The sequence below is a fragment of the Pseudoclavibacter sp. RFBJ3 genome, assembly GCF_002931375.1.
Classification (GTDB): domain Bacteria; phylum Actinomycetota; class Actinomycetes; order Actinomycetales; family Microbacteriaceae; genus Pseudoclavibacter.
On the sequence record NZ_PSXZ01000015.1, the window covers coordinates 345,194 to 366,892 of the forward strand.

The 21,699-nt window shown below is 67.4% G+C and carries 19 protein-coding genes; 12 read left to right on the forward strand and 7 right to left on the reverse strand.

What is annotated here, in order from left to right:
- Window positions 1-362 precede the first annotated feature (362 nt).
- The gene (locus tag C5E07_RS15460) at window positions 363-1,295 is read right to left on the reverse strand and encodes a rhodanese-related sulfurtransferase (RefSeq protein ID WP_104300420.1); all 933 of its coding nucleotides are present in this window, start codon (window positions 1,293-1,295) and stop codon (window positions 363-365) included.
- Window positions 1,296-1,356: 61 nt separating this feature from the next.
- Between C5E07_RS15460 and C5E07_RS15465 the strand changes: the two genes are divergently transcribed.
- Entirely contained in the window at window positions 1,357-2,289 is a 933-nt protein-coding gene (locus C5E07_RS15465) for a DNA-3-methyladenine glycosylase (RefSeq protein ID WP_104300422.1), read from the forward strand.
- A 197-nt stretch (window positions 2,290-2,486) separates the two neighbouring features.
- A complete protein-coding gene (locus C5E07_RS15470) occupies window positions 2,487-2,900 on the forward strand; it encodes an Hsp20/alpha crystallin family protein (RefSeq protein ID WP_104243543.1) in 414 nt (137 codons plus the stop codon).
- A gap of 151 nt (window positions 2,901-3,051) precedes the next feature.
- Here the strand turns inward: C5E07_RS15470 and C5E07_RS15475 are convergent, their stop codons facing one another.
- Together C5E07_RS15475 and xylA are read right to left on the reverse strand one after the other, a co-directional pair.
- Complete coding sequence (locus C5E07_RS15475; protein WP_104300424.1) at window positions 3,052-4,491, reverse strand: xylulokinase; 1,440 nt, start codon at window positions 4,489-4,491, stop codon at window positions 3,052-3,054.
- Window positions 4,492-4,644: 153 nt separating this feature from the next.
- On the reverse strand, window positions 4,645-5,838 hold the full coding sequence (xylA, locus tag C5E07_RS15480; RefSeq protein ID WP_104243539.1) for a xylose isomerase: 1,194 nt from the start codon (window positions 5,836-5,838) through the stop codon (window positions 4,645-4,647).
- Window positions 5,839-6,059: 221 nt separating this feature from the next.
- Here xylA and chvE point away from each other — a divergent pair, with 221 nt between their 5' ends.
- The 6 genes from chvE to C5E07_RS15510 all read left to right on the forward strand — a co-directional run bounded on the left by chvE (window position 6,060) and on the right by C5E07_RS15510 (window position 13,927).
- The gene (chvE, locus tag C5E07_RS15485; protein ID WP_104300638.1) at window positions 6,060-7,181 is read left to right on the forward strand and encodes a multiple monosaccharide ABC transporter substrate-binding protein; all 1,122 of its coding nucleotides are present in this window, start codon (window positions 6,060-6,062) and stop codon (window positions 7,179-7,181) included.
- Between the two features lie 162 nt (window positions 7,182-7,343).
- A complete protein-coding gene (gene mmsA / locus C5E07_RS15490) occupies window positions 7,344-8,858 on the forward strand; it encodes a multiple monosaccharide ABC transporter ATP-binding protein (protein WP_308471374.1) in 1,515 nt (504 codons plus the stop codon).
- Window positions 8,859-8,908: 50 nt separating this feature from the next.
- Complete coding sequence (gene mmsB / locus C5E07_RS15495) at window positions 8,909-10,063, forward strand: multiple monosaccharide ABC transporter permease (protein WP_104243587.1); 1,155 nt, start codon at window positions 8,909-8,911, stop codon at window positions 10,061-10,063.
- A 139-nt stretch (window positions 10,064-10,202) separates the two neighbouring features.
- Window positions 10,203-11,354 carry an ROK family transcriptional regulator gene (locus C5E07_RS15500; RefSeq protein WP_104243534.1) on the forward strand — a complete coding sequence of 384 codons (1,152 nt, stop codon included), beginning with the start codon at window positions 10,203-10,205 and terminating at the stop codon, window positions 11,352-11,354.
- A gap of 476 nt (window positions 11,355-11,830) precedes the next feature.
- Window positions 11,831-13,078: an ABC transporter substrate-binding protein gene (locus C5E07_RS15505; RefSeq protein WP_374953206.1), complete on the forward strand. Its 1,248-nt coding sequence runs from the start codon at window positions 11,831-11,833 to the stop codon at window positions 13,076-13,078.
- Between the two features lie 72 nt (window positions 13,079-13,150).
- Window positions 13,151-13,927 (forward strand): nuclear transport factor 2 family protein, encoded by a 777-nt coding sequence (locus C5E07_RS15510; RefSeq protein ID WP_104300428.1) that lies wholly within the window; start codon window positions 13,151-13,153, stop codon window positions 13,925-13,927.
- Window positions 13,928-14,051: 124 nt separating this feature from the next.
- Here C5E07_RS15510 and C5E07_RS15515 read toward each other — a convergent pair whose 3' ends face one another.
- Window positions 14,052-15,032, reverse strand: coding sequence for a beta-ketoacyl-ACP synthase III (locus C5E07_RS15515; RefSeq protein WP_104300640.1), 981 nt, complete (start codon window positions 15,030-15,032; stop codon window positions 14,052-14,054).
- Window positions 15,033-15,140: 108 nt separating this feature from the next.
- Window positions 15,141-15,533: an META domain-containing protein gene (locus C5E07_RS15520; protein ID WP_258063985.1), complete on the reverse strand. Its 393-nt coding sequence runs from the start codon at window positions 15,531-15,533 to the stop codon at window positions 15,141-15,143.
- Window positions 15,534-15,574: 41 nt separating this feature from the next.
- Between C5E07_RS15520 and C5E07_RS15525 the strand changes: the two genes are divergently transcribed.
- From C5E07_RS15525 to C5E07_RS19665, 3 genes are all read left to right on the forward strand, one after another.
- Complete coding sequence (locus tag C5E07_RS15525; RefSeq protein ID WP_104300431.1) at window positions 15,575-15,952, forward strand: ankyrin repeat domain-containing protein; 378 nt, start codon at window positions 15,575-15,577, stop codon at window positions 15,950-15,952.
- A gap of 108 nt (window positions 15,953-16,060) precedes the next feature.
- Entirely contained in the window at window positions 16,061-16,561 is a 501-nt protein-coding gene (locus C5E07_RS15530) for a DUF1990 family protein (RefSeq protein ID WP_104300644.1), read from the forward strand.
- 40 nt (window positions 16,562-16,601) lie between these two features.
- Window positions 16,602-17,498, forward strand: coding sequence for an AraC family transcriptional regulator (locus tag C5E07_RS19665; protein WP_219820103.1), 897 nt, complete (start codon window positions 16,602-16,604; stop codon window positions 17,496-17,498).
- Window positions 17,499-17,531: 33 nt separating this feature from the next.
- Here C5E07_RS19665 and C5E07_RS15540 read toward each other — a convergent pair whose 3' ends face one another.
- Window positions 17,532-18,731: an MFS transporter gene (locus C5E07_RS15540; protein WP_104300433.1), complete on the reverse strand. Its 1,200-nt coding sequence runs from the start codon at window positions 18,729-18,731 to the stop codon at window positions 17,532-17,534.
- A 165-nt stretch (window positions 18,732-18,896) separates the two neighbouring features.
- Here C5E07_RS15540 and C5E07_RS15545 point away from each other — a divergent pair, with 165 nt between their 5' ends.
- Entirely contained in the window at window positions 18,897-20,306 is a 1,410-nt protein-coding gene (locus tag C5E07_RS15545; RefSeq protein WP_104300435.1) for a glutamate decarboxylase, read from the forward strand.
- A 152-nt stretch (window positions 20,307-20,458) separates the two neighbouring features.
- On the opposite strand, the gene C5E07_RS15550 is transcribed toward C5E07_RS15545, so the two are convergent.
- On the reverse strand, window positions 20,459-21,463 hold the full coding sequence (locus C5E07_RS15550) for an AI-2E family transporter (RefSeq protein WP_181058080.1): 1,005 nt from the start codon (window positions 21,461-21,463) through the stop codon (window positions 20,459-20,461).
- Window positions 21,464-21,699 lie beyond the last annotated feature (236 nt).

Consider the following 21,699-nt stretch of genomic DNA (forward strand, 5'->3'; position numbering starts at 1 on the left):
GGTGAGCCGGGAACGCCGGGCGGTCGCTGAGCGCGAACCGGCTGGCGTGAGCGGACTGGGGAGAAGGGGCACGGAGTACCTCCAGTGCGAGTCGGGCTGGGCACGACGACTGAACGAGATTCTGGAACTGCTATTTCTGCAAGCGAGGATTCGCCACTCTGCGAATCTACGGATGGTTTGTATCGGCAATGTTTCACTGCCGCTACACACGATAGCCGTGCGGAAGAGGCTCTGCTCGCAGCCAGGAGCCTCAGCGCGCAATTTTGTTCTACGTCACCACAATTGTGGTGCCTCAGCACGGCACAGTGTGCCGCCACATCCAAGATCTCCGATTTGTGAAGATGTCTTTCGTCTCCGGCGTGTCACCGACCGGATGGTGCCCCCGCCGCGGCACTGAGGCCCGCGGGCGTGTGCTCGGGACAGTGGAGTGCGCGCTCGCCGCAGTCCGCACAGGCGACGAAGCGTTCCCTGCAGGAGGGGTCGCTGCAGTTCTGGGTGCGGTGCGTGGGCCTCTCGCATTCGCGGCAGCGGCCGAGGACGTCGGTGTCGGGGCCGAACTCGAGGTGCTCGCGAGCGTCGAAGACCGCGAGGGAGCCCTTCCAGAGCCCCTCGTTGCCGAACTGCTCCGCGTATCGGACGATGCCGCCGTCGAGCTGGTACACCTCGCTGAAGCCGCGCTTGAGCATGAGCGCTGAGAGGACCTCGCAGCGCACGCCACCCGTGCAGTAGGTGACGACGGGCTTCGACTTGAGGTCGTCGTACTTGCCCGATTCGAGCTCGGCGATGAAGTCGCGGGTGGTTCCGGTCTCCGGAACGATGGCGCCCTCGAAGCGGCCGATGTGCGCCTCGATCGCGTTGCGGCCGTCGAAGAAGACGATCTCGTCGCGCGATTCGACGAGTGCGTGCAGCTCGTCGGGTGCGAGGTGGGTGCCGCCGCCCTTGACGCCGTGCTCGTCGACCTCGAGCTCGCCCGGCGCCCCGAAGCTGACGATCTCATCGCGCACCTTCACGCTGAGGCGTGGGAAGTCGAGGCTCTGTCCCTGCTCGTCGAGGCCGGTGCCCGCCGACCACTTGTAGTCGGCGTCCTTGAAGGCCGCGTACTCCCGGGTGGTGCGCACGTAGCGCTTGAGCGCGTTCAGCTCGCCGCCGAGGGTGCCGTTGATGCCGTCCTTGGAGATCAGGATGCGCCCACGCAGCCCCAGGGACGCCGCGAGGTCGCGCTGCCAGAGGCGGATCGCCTCCGGGTCGGCGAGGGGCGCGAAGGCGTAGTAGAGCACGATCTTGGGGACAGCCATGAGGACGATTTTAGGTGAGGGGCTCACGCCGAATGTCCGTGGGTCTGCGTACCCTTGCCGCATGCCAGATCGGGTCATGTCGCTCTATCGGCCGGTGTCACCGGTCGATGTGCAGCAGACCCTGTCTCCCCTCATGCGGGGCAGGCGAGATCCGACGTGCTGGGTGCATCCGGTGTCGCGGGACGTGTGGCGCACGTCCCACACGCTGGCGGGAGGCGCGACCACGGTGTTCCGCCAGGCCCGGGAGGGGGTGCGGGTCGTGTCGTGGGGTGCGGCCGCCGAGATCGCGGTCGACGAGGCTCCCACGCTGCTGGGCCGCGACGACGACTGGAGCGAGCTCCGTCTCGACGCCCTGCCGGAGCTGGCGGATGTGCGGCGACGGAACGAGGGGCTGCGGCTCCCGAAGTCGGGCGCGGTGTTCGAGGCGCTGAGCGCGGCGATCATTGAGCAGAAGATCACGGGCCTCGAGGCGCATCGCGCTTGGGACATCCTGCACCGCGACCACGCCGACGCGGCGCCAGGGCCGGCCGGTCTCGTGCCGCGGCACCTGCGCCTGCCGCTCACGCCGGAGCAGTGGCGGCGCATCCCGAGCTGGGACTGGCATCGGGCCGGCGTCGACTACTCGCGGTCCGGAACGGTGATCCGCTCGGCGACGGTCGCGTCGGCACTCGAGCGCACGAGCGGCCTGCCGACGGGGTCGGAGGAGCCGCTCCGCCGTCTTCGCTCGATCGTGGGGGTCGGCGTGTGGACGGCCAACGAGACCGTGCAGCGCTCGCATGGCGACCCTGACGCCCCGAGCTTCAGCGATTACCACATCCCCAACATGGTCGGGTGGGCGCTCGCGGGCTGCGACGTCGACGACGACGGCATGCGGGAGCTGCTCGAGCCGTGGCGCGGACACCGCGAGCGGGTCGTGCGGCTCATCAAGCTCGCGGGCAACCCGCGCCCGAAGCACGGCCCCCGTATGACCGTGCAAGACCACCGCTCCCACTGAGCTCTGCGCCCGGCGTCGACGTGCGCTGACCTTTTCGGGGGGGCGTTCGCCCACGGCTGACGGGGTTTTCAGCAAACTTTCTGGCACTCGATGGGGCAGAGTGCTAATTTTCTGCTCAAGGAAGTTGACACCAGTCGACTCAAGTTCACCGCACCGTCTCGCGCTGACGAGCGTGCGTACAAGGAAGGGAAAACGACATGGCACGCGTCTTCGATCCGTTCCAGGAGATGGAACGCCTTTTCCAGGGAGCACCGAACAGCCCGCGTTCGATGCCCATCGACCTCTACCGCGAGGCCGACCACTACATCCTCACCGCCGACCTGCCCGGCATCGACCCGAGCTCGATCGACGTCGACCTCGACGGCCAGCAGCTGACGATCCGCGCCGAGCGCAGCACCGTCAACGCCGAGGGCGCCAAGTGGCTCGTCCGTGAGCGCAACGGCGGCAGCTACCTCCGCCAGTTCACGCTCGGCCAGGGTCTCGACACCGAGCGCATCGCGGCGAGCTACGAGCACGGCGTGCTGACCGTGACCGTGCCGGTCAGCGAGCGCGCGAAGCCACGCAAGATCGAGGTCGAGAGCGGCACGAAGGTCGAGACCATCCAGGCCTGAGCGGCCCGGTGATCACCGCTTCGTGATGCGGTCCCTGTGACGCAGAGAGGGGCAGCGCCGGCCGGCGCTGCCCCTCTCTGCGTGTCCCCGCGTCTGTGGGGCTGTGCGTCTCTGCGCTTGTCCTCGACTCGCGCTCGCACCTTCGTTCGCGTCAGGCGGCGTGGAGTCCCGTTCCTGCCTCTTCGGTCTCGCGGGCGAGCCTCGCGGCCGCGGCGTAGCGGCTGCGGAGTGCCGCGTCGGGGGCGGGCTCGAGGTGAGCGATCGTCTCGACGGGCCAGTCCGGACGTGTCCCGGTCGCCACCCAGGCGGCCTGGCGGGCCGCGCCGTCGGCGACGTACTCACCGGGTGCCGGGATCTCGACAGGCACATCGAAGAGCGTCGGAGCGACGGCGCGGACGCCCTCGCTCAGTGCTGCGCCGCCGATGAGCATGACTCGCTTCGCCTCGACACCGAGCGCACGGTGGGCGTCGAGTGCCTGCGCGAGGCTGCCGAGCATGCCCTCGACTGCGGCCCTGGCGAGGTTCTCGCGGGTGAACGAGCCGCGGGTCATGCCGAGGAGCGACGCGGTCGCATCCGGCAGGTCGGGGGTGCGCTCGCCGTCGAGGTACGGCACGAACGCGAGACCACCAGAGCCCAAGGGTGCCGATGCGGCGAGCCGACCGAACTCCTCGTGGTCGACGCCGAGGACCTCGGCGGTCGTGTCGATGACGCGAGCGGCGTTGAGCGTCGCGGACAGGGGAAGGAACGCTCCCGTCGCGTCCGCGAACCCGGCCAGCCCACCGCGGGGGTCGACCACCGGCCGGTCGGCGACGGAGAAGACGGTGCCTGAGGTGCCGATCGAGACGACGACGTCGCCCGCGCGCGCGTTGAGACCGAGCGCCGCACCAGCGTTGTCGCCGGCGCCCGCGGCGACGAGTGCGCCGGCCGGTGTCTTCCCAGCGACCTCGTCCGGTCCGAGCACACGGGGCAGGACGGCGTCGTGGCCGAGCGCCGCGATGAGCAGCTCGCGGTCGTAGTCGAGCGTGAACGGCGACCAGTAGCCGGTCCCCGACGCGTCGGAGCGGTCGGTCGTGAGCTTCGTCAGGTCCGGGCCGAGGGGGCTCTCGCCTGCTGGGCCGTAGCCGAGGAGGCGCCACGTGAGCCAGTCGTGGGGGAGTGCGACGGCCGCGACGCGCGCCGCGTTCTCGGGTTCCGCATCCCGCAGCCAGCGCAGCTTCGTGATCGTGAACGAGGCGACGGGCACGAGTCCCGTGCGCTCGACGAGCGCATCCTGGCCGAACTCGGCGATGAGGTCTCGTGCTGCGCCTGCGCTGCGGGTGTCGTTCCAGAGGAGGGCGTCGCGGACGACGCGGCCCTCGGCGTCGAGGGCGACCATGCCGTGCTGCTGGCCGGCGACGGAGATCGCCGCCACATCGTCGAGCCCGCCGGCGGCCTCGGTCGCGCCCTGGACGGCAGCCCACCAGTTCGCCGGGTCGATCTCCGTGCCGGGGAGGTGAGCTGCGCGCCCCTGGCGGACGAGCGCACCCGTCTCCGCATCGCGGATGACGAGCTTGCAGCTCTGCGTACTCGAGTCGAAGCCGGCGACGAGCATTGTGGTCTGCTTTCTGTAGGGCGAGCGCTGTGTTGAGGTTCAGGTGCTGGTCGAGCATGCACGACAGAGCTGGGGCGGATGCACGCGCGTGGTGAGTGCATCCGCCGCAGCTCTGCGCGGGGACGGGGGAGCCCGTCAGTCGTTGGGCGTGTGCTAGCCGCGTGCGCCCATGAGGTGCTCGAGCGCGAGCTGCTGCAGGCGCACGAATCCGAAGCCCTTGCCGTTGAAGTACGCGTCGGCGTCGAAGTCCTCGAAGGCGGAGCGGTCAGCGAGGAAGTCGTCGTAGGTCTCGCCCTCGCCGAGCGTGTTCGTGGAGAGCTCGTCGACGCGGGATGCCGCGAGGGCCTCCTGCACCTCGGGGTCGGCGCGGAAGGCCGCCGCGCGCTCCTTGAGGAGGAGGTAGGTGCGCATGTTCGCTGCCGCCGACTCCCAGACGCCCGTCTCGTCCTCGGTGCGCGAGGGCTTGTAGTCGAAGTGGCGGGGGCCCGTGTAGGTCTGGCCGCCGTTGGGGCCGCCGTTCTCGAGCAGGTCGACGAGCGCGAACGCGTTCTGCAGGTCGCCGTGGCCGAACACGAGGTCCTGGTCGTACTTGATGCCGCGCTGGCCGTTGAGGTCGATGTGGAAGAGCTTGCCCTGGTAGAGGGCCTGCGCGATGCCGGCCGCGAAGTTGAGGCCGGCCATCTGCTCGTGCCCGACCTCGGGGTTCACGCCGACGAGCTCCGGGCGCTCGAGGGTCTCGATGAAGGCGAGTGCGTGGCCGACCGTGGGGAGCAGGATGTCGCCTCGGGGCTCGTTCGGCTTCGGCTCGATCGCGAAGCGGATGTTGTAGCCCTTGTCGGTGACGTAGTCGCCGAGGAGGTTGACGGCCTCGCGGTAGCGCTCGAGGGCCTGGCGGATGTCCTTCGCGGAGTCGTACTCCGCACCCTCGCGGCCGCCCCACATGACGAACGTCTCGGCGCCGAGCGACGCGGCGAGGTCGAGGTTGCGGAGGACCTTGCGCAGCGCGAAGCGGCGCACGTCGCGGTCGTTGGAGGTGAAGCCGCCGTCCTTGAACACGGGAGCGGAGAAGAGGTTCGTCGTGACCATGGGAACGACGAGCCCGGTCGCATCCAGTGCGCCACGGAGGCGGGAGATCTGCGAGTCGCGGACCTCGTCACTCGAGCCGAACGGGAAGAGGTCGTCGTCGTGGAAGGTGAGGCCGTAAGCGCCGGCTTCTGCGAGCTTCTCGACGACGTGCACGACGTCGAGGTCGGCGCGCGTCGGGCCGCCGAACGGGTCGGTCCCGTTGTAGCCGACGGTCCACAGACCGAATGAGAACTTGTCTGCGGGGGTGGGAGTCAGAGACATGGGAGTCCGTTCTAGGTATCGTCGTTGATAAGTTCCAGAGAGCAACATATAGCACTTCGTTGTGTCACTTCCACCACGAGTTCCGGATGAGACGGGGTTCGGATGGCGCCTGGGGCCAGTTTTGTCACGAATCTGACACGGGGTTGCACAACCTGACCCAAGTGGGTATATGTTTGGCGCGACAACTTAGGGCAACACATTTCAGAGAGGAAATGACCGTCATGTCAGCAACGAAGAAGTTGCTCGGTCTCGCAGTCGTTGGAGGCCTCGCACTCGGTCTCACCGCATGCGACGCGCCAGCAGACCCAGCAGCAACCGGCGAAGCAGGAGCAGCAGTCGAGGTCGAGAGCGTTGGCATCTCGATGCCCACCCGCGAGCTCGAGCGCTGGATCAACGACGGAGCGCAGCTCCAGAGCAAGCTCGACGAGGCCGGCTTCACGACCGACCTGCAGTACGCCGAGAACGACCCGGACACGCAGATCTCGCAGATCCAGAACCAGATCGCATCCGGAGTCGACGTGCTCGTCGTCGCCGCCATCGACGGCTCGGTGCTCGCACCGGTGCTGCAGGATGCGGCTGACGAAGGCGTCACGATCATCGCCTACGACCGCCTCATCAACGACACGGAGAACGTCGACTACTACGCGACGTTCGACAACTACGCGGTGGGCAAGCTCCAGGGCGAGTACATCGTCGACAGCCTGGACCTCGAGAACCAGCCCGGCCCGTTCTACCTCGAGCCCTTCGCCGGCAGCCCGGACGACAACAACGCCAAGTTCTTCTTCTCCGGAGCCTGGGACGTCCTCAAGCCGTACATCGACGAAGGCAAGCTCGTCGTCGGCTCCGGCAAGTCGCCGGCATCGAACGACGACTGGGCCTCGGTCGGCATCCAGGGCTGGGAGAGCGCCGGCGCTCAGGACGAGATGGAGACCCGTCTCGCCTCGAACTACGCCGACAAGAAGGTCGACGTCGTCCTCTCGCCGAACGACAGCCTCGCCCAGGGCATCGCGGAGGCGCTCGTCTCCGCCGGCTACACGCCCGGCTCCGAGTGGCCCATCCTCACGGGTCAGGACGCTGACAAGGCATCGGTCACGAACATCCTCGCCGACAAGCAGTCGATGACGGTCTGGAAGGACACCCGCCTCCTCGGCGACCAGGTCTTCGCCATGGTCGAGTCGCTCAAGGCGGGCACCGAGGTCGAGGTCAACGACACCGAGAGCTACGACAACGGCGTCAAGGTCGTCCCCTCGTACCTCCTCGACCCCGAGGTCGTCACGAAGGACACCGTGCAGGAGAAGCTCATCGACAGTGGCTTCCTCAAGGCATCGGACGTCGGACTCTAACGAGTCACCGACACCACACTGAACGCGCTCGGGCTGGCTGTGCCCCCACACCAGCCCGAGCGCGCTTCTGTTGCAGCTCGCGCCCTCGAGGCGCAGCAGTGCCGAGCGGTGACGCTCGGAAAGTGAGACGGAGCAATGGTGCAAGACGACACAATCCTGAAGATGTCGAACATCGTGAAGGAATTCAGCGGTGTGCGAGCCCTCGCGGGCGTCGACATCGAAGTCCGTCGCGGCGAGGTGCACGGCATCTGCGGCGAGAACGGCGCGGGCAAGTCGACGCTCATGAAGGTCCTGAGCGGCGTCTACCCCTACGGCACCTTCGAGGGGACCATCGAGTTCGATGGCCGCGAGGTGCGGTACAAGACCATCAACGACAGCGAGCAAGACGGCATCGTCATCATCCACCAGGAGCTCGCCCTCAGCCCCTACCTGTCGATCGCGGAGAACATCTTCCTCGGCAACGAGATCCAGCGCTTCGGCGTCATCGACTGGGACGAGACCAACCGCCGTGCGGCGGAGCTGCTCAAGCGGGTCGGCCTCAACGAGAACCCCGCAACCGTCATCCGCGAGATCGGCGTCGGCAAGCAGCAGCTCGTGGAGATCGCCAAGGCGCTGTCGAAGGACGTGAAGCTGCTCATCCTCGATGAGCCGACCGCGGCCCTCAACGACGAAGACTCCGCGCACCTGCTCGGCCTCATCGAGCAGCTGCGCGAGCAGGGCATCACGTCGATCATCATCTCCCACAAGCTCAAGGAGATCCGGCGCATCGCAGACCGCGTCACGATCATCCGCGACGGGGCGACGATCGACTCGATCGACATGACCGAGCCGGATGCGACCGAGGGTCGGATCATCCGCGCCATGGTCGGCCGCGAGCTCTCCTCCATGTTCCCGCCCCGCGAGGCGGTCATCGGGGAGGAGAAGCTGCGCGTCGAGAACTGGACGGTGCACCACCCGGCCGACCCGAGCCGCAAGGTCGTCGACGACGTGTCGTTCCACGTGCGCGCCGGCGAGATCATCGGCTTCGCCGGCCTCATGGGCGCAGGCCGCACGGAGCTCGCCATGAGCATCTTCGGCCGCAGCTACGGTACGAACATCTCCGGGGAGGTGTACAAGTCGGGACAGCTGATCTCCACGAAGACCATCAACGAATCCATCAAGAACGGCCTGGCGTACACCACCGAGGATCGCAAGCACCTCGGCCTCAACCTCATCGGCGACATCCAGGCCAACATCTCCGCGGCCGCCGCGAAGAAGGTCGCCCGTTGGGGCATCGTCGACGGCATCAAGGAGAACGGCGTCGCCGAGGGCTACCGCAAGTCCATGAACATCAAGACGGCGAGCGTCGCGACGCCCACGGGCAAGCTCTCCGGCGGCAATCAGCAGAAGGTCGTGCTCAGCAAGTGGCTGCAGACCGACCCTGACGTGCTGTTCCTCGACGAGCCCACCCGCGGCATCGACGTCGGCGCGAAGTACGAGATCTACGGGCTCATCAACAAGCTCGTCGAGCAGGGCAGGGCGGTCGTCGTGATCTCCTCCGAGCTCCCCGAGCTGCTCGGCCTCGCCGACCGCATCTACACGATCTCCGAAGGACGCCTCACGGGTGAGGTCTCCAAGGAGAACGCAACACAGGAACTGCTCATGCAGTACATGACCGCTGGAAAGGACGAGTCGTGACCACCACGAACACCGAGGCCGCGAACGAAGCAGGCACCCGGAAAGTGAGGATGTCGGTCGACGTCCGCCAGTACGGGATCCTCGGCGCACTCGCCGTCATCATCATCCTGTTCCAGATCCTCACCGGCGGGAAGCTCCTGCTGCCCGCGAACATCAACAACCTCATCCAGCAGAACGCGTACGTGCTGATCCTCGCGGTCGGCATGATCATCGTCATCATCGCTGGCCACATCGACCTGTCGGTCGGCTCGGTCGTCGCGGTCGTGGGCGCCATCACGGCCATCGCCATCACCCAATGGGGGCTGCCGTGGTTCGCGGCGGTGCTCATCGGCCTCGCGGCGGGGGCGGTGATCGGCATCTGGCAGGGATTCTGGATCGCCTACGTGGGCATACCGGCGTTCATCGTGACGCTAGCGGGCATGCTGCTCTTCCGAGGCCTCACGCTCGTGCTCCTCACGGGTGGAACGATCAACGCGCTGCCGGACGAGTTCGTCGCCATCGGCAAGGGCTCGCTGCCGCAATCGATGGGCACGATGCTCGGCGGACACGACGTCGTCACGATGCTCATCGCGCTTGTCGTCGTCGCAGCCGTCATCGGAAGCCAGCTCCGCACCCGCGCACGCCGCAAGAAGCTCGACCTCCCCGTCGAGCCCGGGGCCGCCCTCATCGCGAAGCTCGCGATCGTCGCCATCGCAGTTCTCGCGTTCGCGTGGCTGCTCTCGGCACACAAGGGCCTGCCGATCATCCTCATCATCCTTGCCGTGCTGATCATGCTCTACACGTTCATCCTGCAGCGCACCGTCTTCGGCCGGAACGTCTACGCCATGGGTGGCAACCTCTTCGCGGCCAAGATGAGCGGTGTGCGCACGGAGCGCGTCAACTTCCTCATCTTCGTCAACATGGGTGTGCTCGCCGCGCTCGCCGGCATCGTGACGACGGCCCGCGCAGGTGGCGCCGTCGCTTCAGCCGGCAACACCTACGAGCTCGACGCCATCGCGGCGGCGTTCATCGGTGGCGCGGCCGTGACCGGTGGTGTTGGTACGGTTATCGGCGCAGTCATCGGCGCGATGATCATGGGTGTCCTCAACATGGGACTCTCGATCCTCTCGGTCGACTCGGCCTGGCAGTCGGTCATCAAGGGCCTCGTGCTGCTGCTCGCCGTGGCGATCGACGTGCTCGGCAAGCGCCGAGGCGGACGCAGCTGATCGATCTCCGTCGCCCGCGCTGAACCCAGCGCGGGCGACGGAACGGCTCGGCCGAGCGCCAGCCTGCCCGGAAGCAGAAGCAGAACCAGAACCAGAACCAGACACGCACTGCCGTGACGAGCGAGAGAAAGAGGACGGCATGGCCACCGATCGTGTCGCCTCTTCGAACCTCTCCCTCATCCTCGAACGCCTCCACCGCGGTGGGCAGGCGTCCAGAGCGGAGCTGACCCGCGAGACCGGCCTCAACCGTTCCACCATCGCTGCGCTCGTCTCCGAGCTCGCCGACCGCGGCATCGTCGAGGAGCACGAACCCGTCGCGACGAATCTCGTCGGCAGGCCGAGCCCCGTCGTCGGCGTCTGCGACAAGATCGTCGCCGTCGCGGTCGTGCCGGAGGTGGACGCCCTGAACGTGGGTGTCGTCAGCTTCCGCGGCGAGCTGCTGAAGCGCATCCGCTTCGAAACCGAGAAGCCGCCGACCGCGAGAGAAGCGGTCGCCATCGTGAAGGCCCTCGTCGAGGGCCTCAGTGAGAGCCTCGACACGCTCTACGAATGCGTCGGCATCGGCGTCGCCGTGCCAGGACTCGTCCGGGCCTCCGACGGATTCGTGCGCTGGGTGCCCCACTTCGAGTGGCGCGACGTGCCGCTCGCCGACCAGCTGCAGAAGGCCACGGGCCTGCCGGTGCTCGCCGCGAACGACGCCAACCTCGGCGCGGTCGCCGAGCACATCTTCGGCGCTGGCCGCGGCATCAGCAACATGCTCTACATGAACGGCGGCGCGAGCGGCATCGGCGGCGGCATCATCGCCGACGACAGACTCCTGCACGGCGTCGCCGGCTACGCGGGCGAGTTCGGGCACAACCTCGTGGCGACTCCCGCGGCGCTCGGCAACTCGGGCGACGACGAGCTCGAGCGTGTCGTCAGCAGGCGCCGACTGCTCGCCGCCCTCGGCACGAAGAGTGCAAGCGACGACGAGCTGGAGCGGATGCTGCAGCAGAACATCGACCCGGCGGTGAAGCTCGAGACGCACCGCCAGCTCGGGGTGCTCAGCGTCGGCGTGCGCAACATGATCAACATCCTGAACCCCGAGCGGGTGGTGCTCGGCGGGTTCCTCGGCGTGCTGCTTGACCTCGAGCGCGACTACTTCCTCGAGATCCTCGCCGAGCACACGCTCGCCCCGAACTACGGCGAGGTCGAGGTGGTGCGGGCCGGGCTCGGCAGCGACCTGCTGTTCATCGGCGCCGCCGAGCTGCAGTTCCAGGCGCTCATCGAACGCGCCCACCTGCGCCGCTAGCCCCCAGCGAAGCGAGGGTCGAGCAGGGCGCCCTGCGCGCAGCGAAGGATGACATGGGGCAACCCTGGGCGTTCTTCGCGAGCCCAACGGGTGTTTTCCGCGCTGAGGGACTCGTGCCGCGAGGAGGTCGTGAGCTCTATCCACGCGACTGAAGAGCCCCATCGGTCTCTTCTATGTGCGAAACCGACTGAAGTGCGTAGTGTGGGACGCAAGCAGGGTGAGCATGCAACGATGCTGCTCGAGCGAGATCTGCACCTGGCCATCGGCCGCAGTGCTACGTGGGTCATCAAGTCGACCGGGTCTCGCGTCTGCCCTCTGGTGCCGCCTCCCCTCCTGCGGCATATCTGCATCCCATCGACACGGCGTGCCGAGGACGATTCGACGAATCGGTTCGGCATTCGGGTCACGACAACGATGTCAAGGAAGGTCCGGATATGACTGAGCAACGACGCTCACGATTTCGCGCAACCGGGACAGTGGCCGGCTTGGCCGCCACTGCCCTCATCCTCACCGCTTGCTCCTCGGGCACCTCAGAAACCGGTGCCGAAGATGGGGCCGTCGAGTTCTCGATGACCTACCAGGCCGCCAACAACATGGAGAGCCCCTACGAGGTGCTCGCGAAGGCCTACATGGAGGCGAACCCGAACGTCACGATCACCTTGAACCCGCAGCCGAACGACACGTACGGGCAGAACCTGCGCACGCAGCTCAACGCGGGCAACGCTCCCGACATCGTCCAGACGGCGCCGGGTCGGGGCCAGCCGAACTCGGTCGTCGCGCTCGCCGAGGCGGGGTTCCTGGCCGAACTCGATGAGACGGCGGCAGGCATCGTCCCCGCCGGGAGCGAGTCCCTCTTCGGTATCGAGGGAGCGACGTACGGGCAGCCGATGGAGCTCACCGTCACGAGCATGGTCTACAGCACGACCAATGCTGACGCGGCCGGTGTCTCCTCCTTCCCCGACGACTTCGACGCCTACCTCAAGGCCTGCGCCGACGTCGCGGGTCAAGGCAAATCCATGCTCGCCGTTGCGGGGGCCGCGCCGCCGAACACGGGCATGCTGGCGATGTCGCTGTCCGCGTCCCGCGTGTACGCGCAGACTCCTGACTGGAACGACCAGCGAACCGCTGGCGATGTTTCCTTCGCGGACAGCGAGGGGTGGGAGACGACGCTGGAGACGATCATCAGCCTGAATGACGCGGGCTGCTTCCAGGGCGGCGTCGAAGGTGGTGGCTTCGACGTGATCACGAATGGCCTGGGACAGGGTACGGCTCTCGGAGCGATCGTCCCCTCCGCGACGGCGGCCGAGATTCAGCGGTCGGTTCCCGATTCCGTGTTCGCCGTCGAGCCGTGGCCGGTCGATGCCGGAGCCAGCCAGTACGTGCTTGCGAGCTCCAACTACGCGCTCTCCATCAACGCGGCGTCGGACAAGGGCGCCGCCGCCAAGGCGTTCCTCGATTGGGTCGCGGAGCCAGCGCAGGCTCAGGCATTCGCCGACGCTTCCGGTGCGCTCCCGGTCACCGGCTACGAGCAGCTCGATCTTTCGTCGACGATCTACGCGCCCGTGGCGGACATCCTCGCGGCGGGCGACTTCGCCCCACTGCCGAACAACATGTGGCCGAACGCGCAGGTCTACGAGGAACTCGGGACGGGCGTCCAGGGCCTCTTGACCGGTCAGAGAACGGTCGACCAGGTCCTGGCGGCCATGGATACCGCCTGGGGTTGAACCAGGAATCAGACCAACCAAGCTTCGGGCAGGCGACGGCGCCTGCCCGGGAAGAGAAGGAGAGAGAAATCTATGACTGCACTCACCAACACCACTGACACGACCACCGCCGAAATCCAGCAGCTCCGTGAGGAGCTCGCTGAGCTGCGTGCACTCGCGACCCGCGCGAACGACCGCGGTGAGGTCGAGAACCTCTTCAACCGCTACATGTACCTGCACAATGCCTTCGAAGACGAGCAGATCATCCCACTCTGGGCACACGAAGGAACGGAAGGCCTCCGCGCCAGGTACACCAACGCAGGGCAGTACACGAGCTGGCAGAGCATCACCGACTATCACCGTGGACGGCCGCGCCCGGAAGGCAAGCTCATCCTGCACACGACGAACACACCGGTCATCGAGGTCGCAGGAGACGGGAAGACCGCAACGGGCGTCTGGATGATGGCGGGCAGCGAGTCAGGCCTCACCGACCCGAAGGTCGCAGAGGAATTCCCCGACATGTACTCGCCGGAAGAAGTGCTCGGCAAGAAGGTCTGGGCACATTGGGTCTGGTGCAAGTACGCGATCGACTTCATCAAGCAGGATGGCGAGTGGAAGTTCTGGAAGTTCCGCTGCTATGAGCTTGCGCGCGCTCCGTTCGAGGAGAACTGGGTGAGCTTCGGGTTGAAGAACCAGGGGGCTTTCGACCTCGACCTCATGTACTTCGGCGACGACGGCAAGCCGGTCTTCATGCCGCCCGCCGACGAGCCAGCCCCTGCGAAGAACCACCCGTACAGCCCGCAGACATCGCAGACGCTCGAACCGGTACCTCCCGTCAAGCACGACACCTTCGTCGACACCTACCAGTAGCAGCCGAACGGCGAGGCGGTAGGGCAACTCCTCGCCGTCAGGCGTGGGTGCGGAGCATGCGGGGGCCTCAGGCGCGGCCCCCGCATGTGTGCGTTCGGGCCGATGCGTCCAGAGCCTGCGGCGTCTACGCGGGGTTGCGGACCTCGGGGAACGCGATGACCTGACCCGAGTAGCAGAAGCCGCCGCCGAAGCCGAGCAGGAGGGCGGGGCCACCGGGCTCGGCGACGCCAGCCTCGACCTGCTTGGCGAGGGCGATGGGGATGGAGGCGGCTGAGGTGTTTCCCGAGTAGACGACGTCGCGAGCGACCACGTCGTCGGCGAGGCCGAGCTGCTTGCCGAGGGCGTCGATGATGCGCAGGTTCGCCTGGTGCGGGACGAACGCGACGAGCTCGTCCGCTCGTACCCCGCCCTTCGCGAGCGCATCGATCGCGACGTGCTGCGCCTGCGTGATTGCCCAGCGGAAGACGCTGCGGCCCTCCTGCTCGAAGCGGCCGGACGGCTGCTGGATGCGCACGAGGTTGCCGAGCTCCGGCTGCGAACCCCACGCGACGGGGGCGACACCGGGGGTCTCGCTGCGTTCGAGCACGACCGCGCCGGCGCCGTCTGCCATGAGGATGGCGGTGGTGCGGTCGGTCCAGTCCATGAAATCGCTCATGCGCTCGGCGCCGATGATGAGGGCGCGGCTCGCGGAGCCTGCGCTGATCGCCTGGTCGGCGACGGCGAGCGCCTGCGAGAAGCCAGCGCATGCCGCGTTGAGGTCGAAGGCGACGGGGTGCGTCGCGCCGATGCGGGTCGCGACCTGCGCGGCCGTCGATGGCGAACGGTCCATGGCCGTCATCGTCGCCACGATGACCATGTCGATGTCCGTGCCCTCCACGCCCGCGGAAAGGAGCGCCTTGACGCCGGCCGCTGCGGCCAGGTCGGTGACGCTCTGCCCGTCTGCGGCAAGTCGACGCTCGCGGATGCCGACGCGTGACGTGATCCACTCGTCGCTCGTGTCGAGAGTCTGCGAGAGCTCATCGTTCGTCACGATGCGCTCCGGCGACTCGTAGCCGACTCCGACGATGCGCGAGTGCACTGGCTGAGGCTGGGGAAAGGAAAGCATGATCAACGCAGAATCCTACCCTCCGGTCAGTGCTGGTCTCTGTGGGGGTATTCGGAGCGTGCGCGTCGCCCGGATTGCCGCATCGAACGGAGTCGCCCGGGGTGCGCGTCAGCTTCGGGGGAGCGTGCCGATCTCATCGCCGGCGTCGTTGTAGATCAGGAGCGAGTCGCCGTCGACCGAGGCCGACGCGGCGCCGATGAGCCAGGTGTCGACGCCCTCGCAGAACATCATCGTCGACGCGAGGGCTCCGAACTCGATCTTCCCGTCGGTCTCGCTCCAGTCGCCCATGAGCCGGTTGCAGCCGTCGTTGCCCGTCACCCTGCCGTCGTCGGAGAGGCGCAGGCCGGGTTCGCCCTGGCCGCTCGAGTCGGGGGTGCCCCAGGTGCCGGCCGCCGGCGCGGCTGTCTGCGCGCATCCGCTGAGGAAGAGGAGGGTTGCTGCCATGACTGCGATGCTGACGCCGATGGTCTTCACGAGGGCTCCGATGCTTGGGGTGGCCACATCGTAGCGAGTCAAACCGGAGCGGCGGATACCCTGTTGCCATGCCCGAACTGACGCCAGAACAAGTCGAGACGCTGACGGAGCTCGCGATGGGCTGTGCTCGCCGCGGTGACAGCAAGACGCTGGTGGATCTCATCGACCAGGGCATGCCCGTCGACCTGCAGGATGCAGCAGGCAACACCGCGCTGATGCTCGCCGCGTACAGCGGCCACGCGGGGGCCGTCCAGGCGCTCATCCGTCACGGAGCCGACGTGGACCTGTGCAACGCGCGGAACCAGTCGCCCATCGCGGGGGCGCTCTTCAAGGGCGAGGACGAGATCGTGCGCCTGCTCCGGGACGCGGGCGCGGACCTCGACGCGGGAACGCCGACTGCGCGCGCGACCGCGGAGATGTTCGGCCAGACGCACCTGCTGGACTGACCGTCCCGACTGGGAGCGGGAACCGGCAACGGGCGACCTGCGGTGCAGGAACCGAGCGCTTCGGAACTCGAGCTCGCCGAGGAGTCAGCCGGATGCCAGGCTGGGGGCATGGCCACGTCCGTTCCGCAGGCGCTCACGCAACCGCACCTCGACGTGTGGCGCCCTGAGGCTGGGCGGCTCCGACGCTTCGAGAAGACGGTCGCCCTCGGCGACGGGGATGCGCTGTGGGAGCGGGCCGCGGCAGACGTGCTTCTCTGGCGAGTGAAGACGCGCAGCGGGTTTGAGGTGCATCCGGACGGGACCCCTGCAGTCTTGGGGGCGCGGCCGACGATCATCGCCGGGTGGGGTGGGGTGCGCATCCAGGAGCCCGTCGAGGTCGTGGCCGTCGTCGACGAGCCGACGAGGGTGGGGTTCGCCTACCGGACCCTGCCGGGTCATCCCGTGTGCGGGGAGGAGGCGTTCATCGTCCGGCGGGTGGATGCTCGGGTCGAGTTCACGATCCGCTCGCTGACCCGACCGGCGCCATCGGGACCTTGGCGCCTGCTGTTCCCGCTCCTCCGAGTCGCGCAGATCGTGGCGAGGCGGAGGTACGAGCGCGCGCTTCGGTGAGGCGCGGAACAAGCGCCGGGTCCGTGGTGTTCGACTCAGTGTGACGACCACGATGCTGCAGGCGCCCCCGAGTGATGCGTTCGACCGCGCCCTCGCCTCCCTGGAGTGGACGCTCATCGGATCGCACCGCCACCAGCTCGCTGCTGGGGAGCCGGTTGTGCGCCGCCATGCCGGTCCGGGGTTCGTGTTCGTCTTCCGCGGCGCCATCCGACTCTCGGCCTTGGGGGCACCGGTCGTCGACCTCGTGGCGGGTGACCTGGTGTTCTTCCCCAGGGGGCACGTGTCGTCGGTGCTCGCGAGCGTCGAAGCCGAGTTCATCGACGTCGGCTTCGAGGAGGCACCACAGGCGCAGACCGCGGCCGAGGCGCTGCCGGCTTCCCTGATCGTGCGTGACTTCGCCGCGCAGGAGCCCTCGATGGTGGCGCTCATCGATGGCATGGCGTGCGCCTGGAGTCTCGGGGGCGCTCACCCTCGGCCGGGTGACGCCGTGATCTGCAGCCGCATCGCGACGACGATCGTGTCGACGGCGCTCCGTGCCTGGAACGAGGCGGGATGCGCGCCTGCGGGCTGGTTGCGTGACGTCGCCGAGCCGCAGCTCGCGGCCGCCCTCGAGGCCCTCCACCAGAAGCCGGGCGACCCGTGGACGCTCGACGAGCTCGCCCGCGTCGCGCGGATGTCGCGCTCGGTCTTCGCCGCGCGGTTCCAGGAGTCCGTCGGCGAGACGCCCATCGGATACCTGACACGCGTGCGCATCGAGACGGCCAAGGGACTGCTCCTGCGGAGCGAGCTGACGATCGGGGCGGTCGCGAGCGGGCTCGGCTACGAGTCGCAGGCGGGCTTCAGCCGCGCGTTCCAGCGGCACACGGGATCCACGCCTGGACGCTGGCGTGCCGAGGCGAGAGCACGGTCGGAGCGAGGGATGCGCGCCAGCTCCTGACGCGCATCCGCTCGACCTGGGCAGTCGAGCTGCTCAGCTGGTGCGGCCGGGGAAGCGCGCGCTGCCGAAGATGAGGCCGCCGACGATCGCCGATACGGACGCGACGACCAGTGCGGGTGTGACGCCGATCAGGTCGATGAGCAGGCCGCCGACACCGGCACCGAGGGTGATGGCGAGCTGGAAGCCGGCGACCGAGAGCCCGCCACCCGATTCCATGCGGTCGGGGACCAGGCGACCCATCCACGTCCCCAGCGTCGTGAGCCAGCCGCCGAACCCGATGCCCCACGTGGTGACGGCGACCGCGACGAGCCAGATCTGGCCGGGTGCGAGCGCCACGATGCCGATCGAGACGCCGATGAGGAGGGGCACGGCGAAGCGGAGCACGGCGAGGTGCCGGTCGACGAGCAGGCCCACGACGAAGTTGCCGATGACACCGCCGATGCCGAATGCGACGAGCAGCGCGGCGACCCCGACCCCGTCGAGTCCGGGCACTCGGTCGATGGCGAGACGGATGTAGGTGAAGGCCACGAAGTGGCCGAGGACGGTGAGGATGTGTCCGGTCAGCCCCACGCGGATGCCGGGGACGCGGAGCGTCTCCACGAGCGAGCGGAAGCCGCCGCTCGATGCGGTCGGGGGAACGTGCGGGAGGGCCAGTCGCAGCGCGATCGCGACGACGACGGTCACGATGGCGACGCTCGCGAAGATGAGGCGCCAGTCCATGATCGTGCCAAGGTAGCTGCCGAGCGGCACGCCGGCGACGGTCGCGACCGTGGTGCCCGTGTTGACGAGCATGATGGCCCTGCCCAGGTGCTTGGGCTGGGAGAGGCTCGCGGCGATGGCGATGGACATGGCCCAGAAGGCGCCGAGTGCCGCGCCGAGCAGGAGCCGGGCGATGAGCAGGAGCACGAACCCGGGAGCCACGGCGACGACCGCGCTCGAGAGTGCGGCGGCGCCGGCGAGCACCACGAGCAGCGTGCGGCGGTCGAGACGGGGCACGAGGATGCCGATCGTGGGGGCCGTGAGGAACCCGACGAAGGCCGTCACGGTCACGGTCTGCCCGGCCTGCCCCTCCGTGATGCCGAGGGAAGCGGCCATGGACGGCAGGAGGCTCGGTGGGAGGAACTCGGCGACGACGAGGACGAAGCTCGTCGCCATCATGGCCGCGATGGCGGCCCACGCCGTCTTTGGAGGAGTCTGCGTCGCAGCGACGGTGGGGATGGTTCCTGTGGTCATGTGCCAAGCATCCTCGAACTCGCGGTCGAGCGTGTGACCGTCCGTCCGATTCGTGGCACCGATCGTCCGCCTGTCTCAATCGGTGGGAGTCTGACTCTGTCAGCATCACCATGAGCCCCGAGCACTTCCACGAAGTCCCCGTTCGAGTGAGAAGAGAGATATTCCATGGAGAAGAACACGAGCGGCGCCCGCCAGCCGACGAACATCAACCCCAACCTCGACATCAACCCCGTCTTCGTCCGGCCCGGCGAGGCGACGGTCTTCGACAAGTTCAAGATGCCGGCGGACCAGAGCCTCCCGGAGACGGCCTACCAGATCGTGCACGACGAGGCCATGCTCGATGGCAACTCGCGCCTCAACCTCGCGACGTTCGTGTCGACGTGGATGGACGACGAGGCGAAGAAGCTCTACGCCGAGGCCGCGGACAAGAACATGATCGACAAGGACGAGTACCCGGGGACGGCGGCCATCGAAGACCGCTGCTGGCGGATGCTCGCCGACCTCTGGAACGTCCCGGACGTCGCCGACACCATCGGCACCTCCACGATCGGATCGTCGGAGGCCTGCATGCTCGGCGGCCTGGCGCTCAAGCGGCTCTGGCAGGAGAAGCGGAAGGCGGAGGGGAAGTCGACCGAGAAGCCCAACCTCATCATGTCGGCCGCGGTGCAGGTCGTCTGGGAGAAGTTCTGCAACTACTGGGACGTCGAGGCGCGGTACGTGCCCGTGTCGCCCGACCACCTGGTGCTCGACGGCCACGAGCTCGAGACGTACGTGGACGAGAACACCATCGGTGTCGTCGCGATCCTCGGACAGACCTTCACCGGTCTCTACGACGACGTCGTGGCGATCGCCGCGAAACTCGACGAGATCCAGGCCGCGACCGGCAACGACGTGAAGATCCACGTCGACGGCGCATCCGGCGCGATGGTGGCACCGTTCTGCCAGCCGGACCTCGGCTGGGACTTCGGGATCGACCGGGTGAACTCGATCAGCACGTCCGGCCACAAGTACGGGCTCGTGTACCCCGGCGTCGGCTGGGTGGTGTGGCGCAACACGGCGGTGCTCCCCGAGAGCATGATCTTCCACGTCAGCTACCTCGGCGGCGACATGCCGACCCTCGCCCTGAACTTCTCCCGCCCGGGCGCGCAGGTCCTGCTGCAGTACTACCAGTTCCTCCGCCTCGGTCGCGAGGGCTACCGGCTCGTCCAGCAGAACTCGATCGACGTCGCCACCTACCTCTCCTCGGAGATCGAGAAGATGGGGCCGTTCGAGCTCGTGAGCCGCGGAGACACGATCCCCGTCTTCGCCTGGGTGCTGAAAGACGGCCACACCGGCAACTGGAGTCTCTACGACCTCGCCGACCGGCTCCGCATGAAGGGCTGGCTCGTGCCTGCCTACCCCATGGCCGACAACATGGGCGACGTCATCCTCCAGCGCATCGTCGTCAAGGTCGGCCTCAGCCGCGACCTCGCGTCGTCCCTCCTCGCGGACATCCGAGGTGACGTGGAGTACCTCGACTCCCTCGAGACGCCGCTGCCGCGCGAAGCGGGCCACGGCGTGCACTTCCACCACTGAGATCAGCGGGCGGTATTCGCATTCCCCGTCGGTGAGCCCTTGAATATCCTATTCGCGGGTGAGGGAGGGGATGAAAGAGGTGGGATAAGAGTCCGCCATTGTGGCGGTATATGTACATCGAAGAAAGGCATCGATAGCCTCAGGCGACTCGGTTAGCTCCGCGCCTTCTTGGGGATGACGACCTCGCGCACGAGCAGCACGATGCCGGCGGCGAGCGGGATCGCGACGAGGGCTCCCACGAGGCCCAGCAGCGTTCCACCCGCGAGGGCGGCGATCAGGACGAGGGAACCGGGGATCTGCACGGCCTTCGACATGACGCGCGGCGTGAGGATGTACGCCTCGACCTGCATGTAGACGAGCATCGCGACGAGGACGATGAGCGCCGCGACGGGCGAGGCGAACAGGGCGATCACGGTCAGGAAGACCGTGGTGATGATGGTTCCGATGAGCGGGATCAGCGTGATGAAGAAGCAGATGACCGCGACGATGAACGGGTACGGAGCGCCGACGATCCAGAGGAGGAGCCCGCTGAACACCGCGTTGATGAAGGCGAGCACCACCATGCCGTTGAGGTACGAGCCGACCGAGGCCATGATCCGCTCCGCGTACTCCTCGAAGCGGGGGCGGACCGAGGCGTTGATGAGCGAGTAGCCCGCCTGCTTGATGCTGCCGAGCGTCGCGATGAAGTTCAGGGTGAGGATGAAGACGAACAGTCCGGTGCTGACGCCGTTGACGATCGTCGTCCCCACCTTCAGGGCGCCGCCGCCGACGGTCGCCCAGGTGTTCGGGTCGGTCGCCGTGTTCTGCGCCCAGTCGAGGGCGTTGGTGGCGGCACCGTTCGTGGCCTTGTTGACGGTGTCGAACCAGCCCTCGTTGTTGATCCTGGTGATCTCTTGAGGAATGGTCGTCGCGAGGGAGGTGATCTGGTTGACCAGAATGGGCACGACGATCCAGATGAGCCCTGCGACGATGAGGATGAAGACGACTATCACGGAGATGATCGCCATTCCTCGCTTGAGCCCGAGGCGCTGAAGGAGACGAATCAGCGGGTCGAGTCCGAGGGTGATGAAGAATGCGATGAAGACGGAAAGGACCACCGACTGCAATTGAATGACGGTGGTTGCGAGAAGCGCAGCCAGGAGAAGGCCGATTGCCACGGAAAAGGCCCACATGACGGGATTGCGGCGAAAGAGATCAGTCGCTGTGCTGCGAATATCGGGCATCAAAAGGCCTTCTTCTGAGGGAATTTCCTCCAAGGCTAGAGCACGAGCGGCTCCGCACGACTCGGCGCGGCGAGCGGTCAAGTGGCCTCGGCTGCTGCGGGCACGAACGGGGATGCACCTATGTATGCATAGCCTGGCAGTTTGGGCAGAATCGTTGCTCAATGGGCCGA